Raw genomic sequence first — 8,448 nt, forward strand, 5'->3', positions numbered from 1 at the left:
AACTAGCAAGACTGGCATCAAAGTATTCTTTGCTGATCCATACAGTCCTTGGCAAAGAGGTACTAATGAAAACATGAATAGGTATATCAGACAATTTATACCTAAAGGTACTAACTTTAACAATATATCTCATCAATACATTAGAAAGTTACAGATAGACTTGAATAATAGACCTAAGAAATGTTTAAATTACTTGACACCTAATGAAGTACATTTTGGTATCTCTATAAACATTGAGAATACTATCTAGCAGTTTATATAATTATTATAATGATATTACTAGACTCTTCTTGCTTATAACTATTTCTAATATAGAATAACCTTAGATTATTTGTATCTGTATTTTCTGTAATTAATTTAGTCGTATGACTTTAAAATCTTATCTTGATAGGTATTAGTATGCTTAATTATTTTAAAGCTAGAATAGACTATTTAGTAATAGTTCTTTTAGCTATGCTTGTGTGATGACTTTATTTAATGCTACTGTGGTAGGCATTGCTTATATATCTATAAGTTGGCATTTGTTAACTCTAAAGAACAACCTTGAAGTTATAATGTTATTTATGCTTACTTGGTGGGTTTTTGGAGTTATATTATCTCCAATTACAGGTTATTTTGCTGAATCTTATACCTAGAAAAATAATTATAGTTCTGGTAAATATCTTTCGAGTTATATTGCTTTCAGCATTTGTATTTTTGGGTAATTTAGATTCTTTAACTCTAGTATATTTGTTTACAAGTATATGGGGGATTATATTAGCATTTTTTATGCCGGCAATGATGATAATGTCGCGAGAGTTATTTCCTAATGATGATGTTCTATTGTATGCAAATAGTACGATGGATGGACTATTTGAATTTGGTATGGTTATTGGAATGTCTTTAGGAGGGATCTTAGTAGCGTATTTCGATATGCACCAGATTATGATAATAATGCTTGCTGGAAGTATTTTTGCGACTTTGTGTAGTTTTATGATTGTACCAAAGAGAATTGTAAAAAATCAAAAAGGGAATTTTGTAGATAATTGGAAAGAAGTTATTAACTACCTTAGCAAAAATATATCACTATATTGGTGTTATTTAGCTCAAGTTAGCATGACTTGTATATATATGATTGCTCCAATCTTCATATCTCCATACGCTAAGAATATTCTTCATGCTTCATCTTTGGAATTTGGACTAATAGAGATAGCATTTTCGGTAGGTTTTATTATTGGGAATATTCTATTGCCAAATATGATAGAAAAAATGTCGCCAAAATTAACGCTAGCTTTTTCTATGAGTGCATCAGCTATGATGTATTTGTTGTTAGGATTAAACCAAAGTATAGCTTTTGCTATTTTGTATTATCTAGTAGCAGGTGTATTTATATCATCATGGGTAATAATTGTTACTATAGCACAAAAAAATACGCCGATAACTTTACAGGGTAAAATACAAGGTGTTGCTTATGGTTTATCTGGTCTAGTGGTTATGTTTATATATACAATATTTTTTATGATTAATTATTTAGAACCATTACCTAGTAATAGATGGTTTTATGTATTGGCAGCTTTGGCATTATGTACATTATGGCCAATATTTAAAGGATTAAAATTTTTAGATAAAACTAAGTAATAGATATTGAATTAGTGATGAGTTGAAATTATTGATTTAAGTTATCTAAGTACTTCTCAGCATCTAACGTAGCCATACAACCAGTACCTGCAGAAGTTACTGCTTGTTTGTAAACATGATCAGCTACATCACCAGCAGCAAACACGCCTTTGATATTTGTTTGAGTAGCATCGCCAGCTAAACCTGATTTTACCTTGATATAACCATTTTCCATTTCAAGCTGATCTTTGAAGATACCTGTATTTGGAGTATGACCAATAGCAATAAATACACCCATAACATCAATCTTAGATTCTTCTTTAGTTTTGACATTTTTAAGGCGTAGAGCATTAACTCCCATATCATCACCAAGAACTTCTTCTAGTGTCGTATCCCAGATAATATTTACATTACCATTTTCTGCTTTTTCCATTAGTTTATCGATAAGGATTTTCTCAGATCTAAGCGAATCTCTACGATGAATTAGTGTTACAGATTTCGCAATATTTGATAAGAAAAGAGCTTCTTCAACAGCAGTGTTACCACCACCGACTACTGCGACATCTTTGTTTTTGTAAAAAAAGCCATCACAAGTAGCACAAGCAGATACACCTTTGCCCATGAATTTTTCTTCTGATTCTAAACCTAAGTATCTAGCAGTAGCACCAGTAGCTATAATTAGAGCATCACAAGTATATTCTTCGATCTCTCCAACTAACTTGAAAGGTCTAGTTTGTAGATCTACGGAGTTAATTGTGTCATATGTGATTTGTGTATCGAATCTCTCAGCTTGTTTTTGTAGTTTTTCCATAAGCTCAGGACCCATGATACCATCAGCTTCACCTGGCCAGTTATCGACATCTGTAGTTGTTGTAAGCTGTCCACCAGGTTGCATACCTGTGATAATTACAGGGTTTAAGTTTGCACGAGCTGCATATATTGCTGCAGTGTATCCCGCAGGGCCGGATCCTAAAATTATTAATTTGTGATGAGTTACCATTTTAAAAAGTTCTTCAAAATACGATTATGGCTAAATTATAGCATAGTGCTTGTTCAAGTGAAATTTTGAAATAACCTTCTTAAGAGGTTTATTTTTGAAACTACTAATTGCTAATGTACATTTATCTTTTTGACAAGGTTTTTAATTGCTGCAAAATCATCAATATAAGCGAAGCTATCTAGAGCTTCTAGATCTACACCATTATGATAACCATAACTTACCATTATAGTTTTTACATTTGCCTCTTTAGCACATAAATAATCATTCATAGAATCGCCAACCATCAAACTCTCTTCGGCTTTAGCATTTAGCTTATTCATAGCAAACAGGAGAGGTTCTGAGTATGGTTTATAGCTGGTTGTAGTATCTCCACCAACGATAATCTCAAAATAATCAACTAGGCCTAAATGAGTCAGAGACTGTATAGCATCTTCTTCATGTTTATTTGTTACAATAGCTATTTTGATACCTTGTTGCTTTAAGAAATCTAAAGTTTCAATGACATTGGGATATACTCTACTATTTGCACTATTTAGGGTTTTGTATGTTTGACTGACAATTTTGACACCTGTATCAGCGATAGATTCAATATAATCATTATCATTGAAATCTAATGCTAAAATTTTTCTAACAGTAGTGGGATAGCCTTTGCCAATAATACTAGCTAAGACATCTTCAGATACCGGCTCAAGTCCAAAATGTTTACGCATGGTATTTGTTGCAACTGTTAGGTCACCAACTGTATTTACAAGTGTGCCATCTAAGTCAAAGAATATATTTTTTATCATTTTTTACTCATTAATTCGTGATTTTATTGTGTTCATCTCATCAACCTGACTAACTTTAATCTCTAAGGCGGAGGCTGGGAAAGCTAAAGAGTAAATATCTCGTAAAATTTTTTTAGAAGCAGAGCAGTGTATGTTTGTAACTTTAGTGGTTTTGAGTATTTCTTTTACATTAGTTGAGTTAATTCCACCACCAGGCATTATTTGAATTTCGCTCCCAAACTTTTCTTGTAGAGTTTTTATGATTTCTAAACCTTGTATTACATTTGGCTTAGCTCCAGATGTTAAAATTCTATCAAAATCTAGTTCAATAACTTCTTGAGTAGCTGTGTATATATCTGTTGTTAAATCAATTGCTCTGTGAAAAGTTAGTTCTTTGCCAGCTTGTTTTGTAAGTTCAATAAATGGTTCTAAGAATTTTTTATCAATTTTATTTTCTTTAGTTAAAGCACCAATTACAATTCCATCTACATTTAGTCCAAACATTGTTTTTAGATCATCGAGCATAATTTGCTGATCTATTTCATCATAATAAAAATCACCAGCACGATGACGGATCATAGCTTGAAGCGAACCTGTGAAATTATCTTTGGCAAACTTAACTAAGCTAAGAGAGGGCGTAAGTCCTTCAACTCCAAGTGCAGAACATAGTTCTAATCTATCAGCACTAGCTTTTTGGGCATTGAGTATTGATTGATAGTTATCTATACAGATTTCTAGGGTTGTCATGGATGAGTAGATTATCTAACTTTGATTTATCATATTATAACATTAGTTTTATGTTGGTTTCGCTACTAACCACTAATGAGAAGCCTTTATTAATCATAATTTATAGTCTTCAATTTGTTTTATAGTTGGTATAATTGTTTGTAATAAAATTAATTTTAAAGTTTTTAATGAGTCAATTATTTATAGTTTATCTTGGTGGGAGTGCACCAAAAGCAAATATAGAGTTATATGACGTACAGTTTGTAATCGGAGATACTATCGAAGATACTTATGAGCAACTTAGACAAAACTGGTTTGGAACTATTAAAGGGTTGCATCTAGATAGTTATAAAGCTCTCAAAGGCGCAGATGGTTATCAAATATCTATCCAAGATAGACCTCAAAACTTTAATAGAAAGTTATATTTGTCAATCTTGGTGGCTATGATGAATCTAAGCTAAATGAGCTACATGAGTTTGCTTTATTTGTTGCTGCAGATAAAACAGAAGAAAAAGCAAAGCAAAGTCTACTAAAAAACTCTCTACATCAGCACAAAGATAATCTTATGGAAGTCGATGATTGTTTAGAGATTGGCTCTATTGGAGGTAAGTATATTCATTTAACTCCGAGTGATGAAGAATATAATCTAAAACCTGATTGGTTTGGGTATAGGGTTATAGGTTCTTAAAGTTAATATGGTTTTGAAATAGCTTGAGTAACACTAACATTTTCATGAATTTCTTTGAACGCAGTTGAAAATGCCTCTTTACTATTAACGTATTTATAGGTATTTTCTAAAAAATCTGCTTGATTAATACTAGCAGCATCAAATGATTGGGTTTTCCATTCTTGTCCAATTTGTATTATAGTGCTTTTGAATTTAATAAATTTAAAAATAGCTATCTCACCAGGATTGTTATTATAGGCTTTTATATTTTTATTTGATAAGGATCCACATAGCAAAATTGACATACTTGAAGATTCTGTCTTTGCAGTATTTAGAATTTTAACATTTTTACCACATGACTTTACAAACCCAGATAGAACATAGTTAGCATATTGAGATACACTAAGCTTATTTTCTTTGTCATATAATCCTGATATGGTATATATTTCTTTCCAATCATCAAAACTCTGTCCCGTAGGTATTTGCTCATATAAAAAGCTAATCCCTTTTTGACTTCTATATACATCGCCGACTAGATCCGTGCTAAACCATGTTGGATATGGGTATATCAATGAAGCATCATAAATTTGCATTGTTTGAACAGAGTTTTTAACTTGATCTTTCGATACCCCCATATAATATCTTTCTGCTGAGAATGAAATACTAAGCGATATTAATATAGTAAAAACTAATAAAAGTAATTTTGTCATTTACTAGAGCATTTTATTTGAATATATCCATTTTAAATAGATGTATTAAGAAAAGTAAATAACTACGATATTAATTCAGCCTGTTTTTTAACAAGTTCATTCATACCATCAGTCCAAACCCAGTAGAAGACGGGTTCACTACCTTTAAAGCTTGCCACATAGCGATTGTCTTGACTATCAATAGCATGAATTGTTAGCTCATCTAAATATCCAGTTTTAAGATGGCGTAAATTTTTCTAGAGATTATATTTAAACACTTTAAACGATAAGCTAGTGCTAAATTTACTTTTAATAGTTAAAAAATCTTAGTAACTATTGATATCTAATGCATATCGAATATAATTTCCGATCTGATAATCTAATCGAGGTAAATATGTCATTCAAAGGTTTGTGTCTTTGTAATTCTGTTCAATTTGAAATTAATGGTAGTTTTGAAAATTTCTTTTTGTGTCATTGTGAGCATTGTCGTAAAGATACTGGTTCAGCTCATGCCGCTAATTTGTTTTCATCAAATGCAAAATTAAATTGGCAATCTGGTCAAGAATTTGTCAAAAAATATAAACTACCTGCATCACATCATACAAAAAGTTTTTGTAGTGAATGTGTTTCAGCATTACCTTTTGAGCAATCAGAATACAATCTAGCAAATATGAATAGAGAAAAAATATTTAGAAAATAAAAATTACCAACCAGTAACTTCTTTAAGTTTAGAACCTAATTCAGCAGGTGATCTAGTATAAGCAATACCAGCAGCTTCAAATGCAGCAAATTTTTCTTCAGCTGTACCTTTACCACCAGAGATGATTGCACCAGCATGACCCATACGCTTTCCTGGAGGAGCTGTAACACCAACGATATATCCAATAACAGGCTTAGTTACATTGTGTTTGATATATTCAGCAGCTTCTTCTTCAGCGGTACCACCAATTTCACCGATTAAGATGATAGCTTCAGTTTGAGGATCATTCTCTAGAAGTTTAAGAGCTTCGATTTGGTTCATACCAGGAATTGGGTCTCCACCTATACCGATACAAGTAGATTGACCAAAACCTAATTTAGTAGTTTGAGCAACTGCTTCATAAGTTAGAGTACCAGAACGAGAAATGATACCAATTTTACCTGGTTGGTGAATATGGCCAGGCATAATACCAATCTTACATTGACCTGGAGTGATTACACCTGGACAGTTAGGACCAACTACTTGTACATCTTTACCTTTTAAGTATTCTTTAACTACTAACATATCTAGAGTTGGAACACCTTCAGTGATGATTATAACTAGCTTAACACCAGAATCGATTGCTTCGATAGCAGAATCTTTTACAAATGGAGCTGGTACATAGATTACAGATGCATCTGCACCAGTAGCTGCAACAGCTTCAGCCATTGTGTTAAAAACTGGTCTATCTAAGTGAGTAGTGCCACCTTTACCAGGAGTTACACCGCCTACGATATTTGTACCATAAGCAATAGCTTGCTCTGAGTGGAAAGTACCGTTTTTACCAGTAAAACCTTGTACTAAAACTTTTGTATTTTTATCAACTAATACGCTCATTATTTAATATCCTTTTAACTGTTTTAATTTATTAACCTAGTGATTTCACAACTTTATCAGCAGCATCAGCTAAACCATCAGCAGGTATTAGTGTTAAACCTGAATCAGCTAATATCTTAGCGCCTTTTTCTGCATTGTTACCTTCTAGACGAACAACTACTGGTACAGTTACGTTTACTTCTTTAACAGCTTCGATAATTGCTTCAGCGATCATATCACAACGTACAATACCACCGAAGATGTTAATTAAAACAGCTTTTACATTTTCATCATCTAGGATTAGTTTGAAAGCTTTGATTACTCTTTCTTTAGTAGCACCACCACCTACATCTAGGAAGTTAGCAGGCTTACCACCGTATAATTGGATAATATCCATAGTAGCCATTGCTAGACCAGCACCGTTTACCATACAACCGATGTTACCTTCAAGAGCTACATAGTTTAGCTCATGCTCAGAAGCTTTAAGTTCTTTAGCATTTTCTTGAGATTTGTCTCTAAGAGCTAATAATTTAGGGTGTCTGTAAAGAGCATTTGAATCAAGATTGATCTTACCATCAACACAAACGATTTCGCCGTTTTCTCTAACTGCAAGAGGGTTGATTTCAAATAATGCAAAATCACACTCAACAAATGCTTTGTAAGCACCTAGCATAGTTTTAACGAAATCGTTAATTTGCTTACCTTCAAGACCAAGTTTGAAAGCTACTTTACGAGCTTGGAATGGTTGAAGACCAACTAATGGATCTACTTCTACTTTAAGGATTTTCTCTGGAGTATTGTGAGCTACTTCTTCAATATCTACACCACCTTCAGTTGAAGCCATGAATGTTACTTTACGGCTAGATCTATCAACTACCGCACCAAGGTATAACTCACGAGTAACAGGGTATACATCTTCAAATACACCTACAGAATTAACTGGCTGACCTTCAGCATCAGTTTGGAAAGTAACAAGATTTGTACCGATTAAGCTTTCTGCTACTTCACGAGCTTCTTGAGATGATTTAACAACTTTTACACCACCAGCTTTACCACGACCACCAGCATGTACCTGAGCTTTTACCACAGCAAATTTACCACCAAGTTGGTCAAATGCTTGAGCAGCTTCATTTGGGTTATGAGCTACGATACCTTTTTGAACTTTTAGACCATAGCTTTCTAAAAGATCTTTAGCTTGATATTCATGTAAGTTCATTGATTTTCTTCCTTATTTGATCGTTTGACGAAAATTTTTGTTAAATAACATCTCAAATAATAACTCATTTACGCTATTTTTTCTAATAAAAAACAGAATTTAATAGCTAGATTGTATTCTGAAAGTTTTAAATAGTTGAAAGAGAGTTCCAAATATAGTTTATTAGGTTTTGACGAAACTAAAATAAACGATAAGGAACTAAAAAATGCCAAAGTACTTAACTCTTTCAAAT

10 protein-coding genes and 2 pseudogenes are annotated in these 8,448 nt (G+C 32.6%); 5 read left to right on the plus strand and 7 right to left on the minus strand.

Features of this window, described 5'->3' with window-relative positions; translation table 11 throughout:
- The 3 genes from F8C69_RS07250 to F8C69_RS07255 form a co-directional block, all read left to right on the plus strand.
- Positions 1–250 (plus strand): IS30 family transposase (locus tag F8C69_RS07250; RefSeq protein WP_159183763.1); only part of this gene is annotated, 250 nt, incomplete at its 5' end.
- Between the two features lie 211 nt (positions 251–461).
- The gene (locus F8C69_RS11310) at positions 462–635 is read left to right on the plus strand and encodes an MFS transporter (protein ID WP_234384175.1); all 174 of its coding nucleotides are present in this window, start codon (positions 462–464) and stop codon (positions 633–635) included.
- Between the two features lie 40 nt (positions 636–675).
- Positions 676–1,617 carry an MFS transporter gene (locus tag F8C69_RS07255; protein ID WP_234384176.1) on the plus strand — a complete coding sequence of 314 codons (942 nt, stop codon included), beginning with the start codon at positions 676–678 and terminating at the stop codon, positions 1,615–1,617.
- Between the two features lie 28 nt (positions 1,618–1,645).
- On the opposite strand, the gene trxB is transcribed toward F8C69_RS07255, so the two are convergent.
- The 3 genes from trxB to F8C69_RS07270 form a co-directional block, all read right to left on the minus strand.
- Positions 1,646–2,596, minus strand: coding sequence for a thioredoxin-disulfide reductase (gene trxB, locus F8C69_RS07260; protein WP_159184733.1), 951 nt, complete (start codon positions 2,594–2,596; stop codon positions 1,646–1,648).
- A gap of 110 nt (positions 2,597–2,706) precedes the next feature.
- Positions 2,707–3,384 (minus strand): HAD-IIIA family hydrolase, encoded by a 678-nt coding sequence (locus F8C69_RS07265; protein WP_159184734.1) that lies wholly within the window; start codon positions 3,382–3,384, stop codon positions 2,707–2,709.
- A gap of 3 nt (positions 3,385–3,387) precedes the next feature.
- Complete coding sequence (locus tag F8C69_RS07270) at positions 3,388–4,110, minus strand: copper homeostasis protein CutC (protein ID WP_159184735.1); 723 nt, start codon at positions 4,108–4,110, stop codon at positions 3,388–3,390.
- A 167-nt stretch (positions 4,111–4,277) separates the two neighbouring features.
- On the opposite strand from F8C69_RS07270, the pseudogene F8C69_RS07275 reads away from it, so the two are divergent.
- Positions 4,278–4,777 (plus strand): annotated as a pseudogene (locus F8C69_RS07275) (DUF1543 domain-containing protein).
- A 2-nt stretch (positions 4,778–4,779) separates the two neighbouring features.
- Here F8C69_RS07275 and F8C69_RS07280 read toward each other — a convergent pair.
- Together F8C69_RS07280 and F8C69_RS07285 are read right to left on the minus strand one after the other, a co-directional pair.
- Positions 4,780–5,466: a hypothetical protein gene (locus F8C69_RS07280; protein ID WP_159184736.1), complete on the minus strand. Its 687-nt coding sequence runs from the start codon at positions 5,464–5,466 to the stop codon at positions 4,780–4,782.
- A 62-nt stretch (positions 5,467–5,528) separates the two neighbouring features.
- A pseudogene (locus F8C69_RS07285) lies at positions 5,529–5,702 on the minus strand (asparaginase); the annotation flags it as partial.
- Between the two features lie 89 nt (positions 5,703–5,791).
- Here F8C69_RS07285 and F8C69_RS07290 point away from each other — a divergent pair.
- On the plus strand, positions 5,792–6,145 hold the full coding sequence (locus tag F8C69_RS07290) for a GFA family protein (RefSeq protein ID WP_234393283.1): 354 nt from the start codon (positions 5,792–5,794) through the stop codon (positions 6,143–6,145).
- Positions 6,146–6,148: 3 nt separating this feature from the next.
- On the opposite strand, the gene sucD is transcribed toward F8C69_RS07290, so the two are convergent.
- The gene (gene sucD, locus F8C69_RS07295) at positions 6,149–7,021 is read right to left on the minus strand and encodes a succinate--CoA ligase subunit alpha (protein ID WP_159184738.1); all 873 of its coding nucleotides are present in this window, start codon (positions 7,019–7,021) and stop codon (positions 6,149–6,151) included.
- A gap of 31 nt (positions 7,022–7,052) precedes the next feature.
- Positions 7,053–8,216, minus strand: a complete 1,164-nt coding sequence (sucC, locus tag F8C69_RS07300; protein ID WP_159184739.1) for an ADP-forming succinate--CoA ligase subunit beta — start codon at positions 8,214–8,216, stop codon at positions 7,053–7,055.
- Positions 8,217–8,448 lie beyond the last annotated feature (232 nt).

The organism is Francisella noatunensis subsp. noatunensis, from assembly GCF_009823375.1.
In the GTDB taxonomy this organism is placed as follows: Bacteria; Pseudomonadota; Gammaproteobacteria; order Francisellales; family Francisellaceae; genus Francisella; species Francisella noatunensis.

Coding starts and splice junctions, on each gene's coding strand:
- trxB (WP_159184733.1), bottom strand. CDS start 2,596: ATGGTAACTCATCACAAATTAATAATTTTAGGATCCGGCCCTGCGGGA.
- F8C69_RS07265 (WP_159184734.1), bottom strand. CDS start 3,384: ATGATAAAAAATATATTCTTTGACTTAGATGGCACACTTGTAAATACA.
- F8C69_RS07270 (WP_159184735.1), bottom strand. CDS start 4,110: ATGACAACCCTAGAAATCTGTATAGATAACTATCAATCAATACTCAAT.
- F8C69_RS07280 (WP_159184736.1), bottom strand. CDS start 5,466: ATGACAAAATTACTTTTATTAGTTTTTACTATATTAATATCGCTTAGT.
- F8C69_RS07290 (WP_234393283.1), top strand. CDS start 5,792: ATGCATATCGAATATAATTTCCGATCTGATAATCTAATCGAGGTAAAT.
- sucD (WP_159184738.1), bottom strand. CDS start 7,021: ATGAGCGTATTAGTTGATAAAAATACAAAAGTTTTAGTACAAGGTTTT.
- sucC (WP_159184739.1), bottom strand. CDS start 8,216: ATGAACTTACATGAATATCAAGCTAAAGATCTTTTAGAAAGCTATGGT.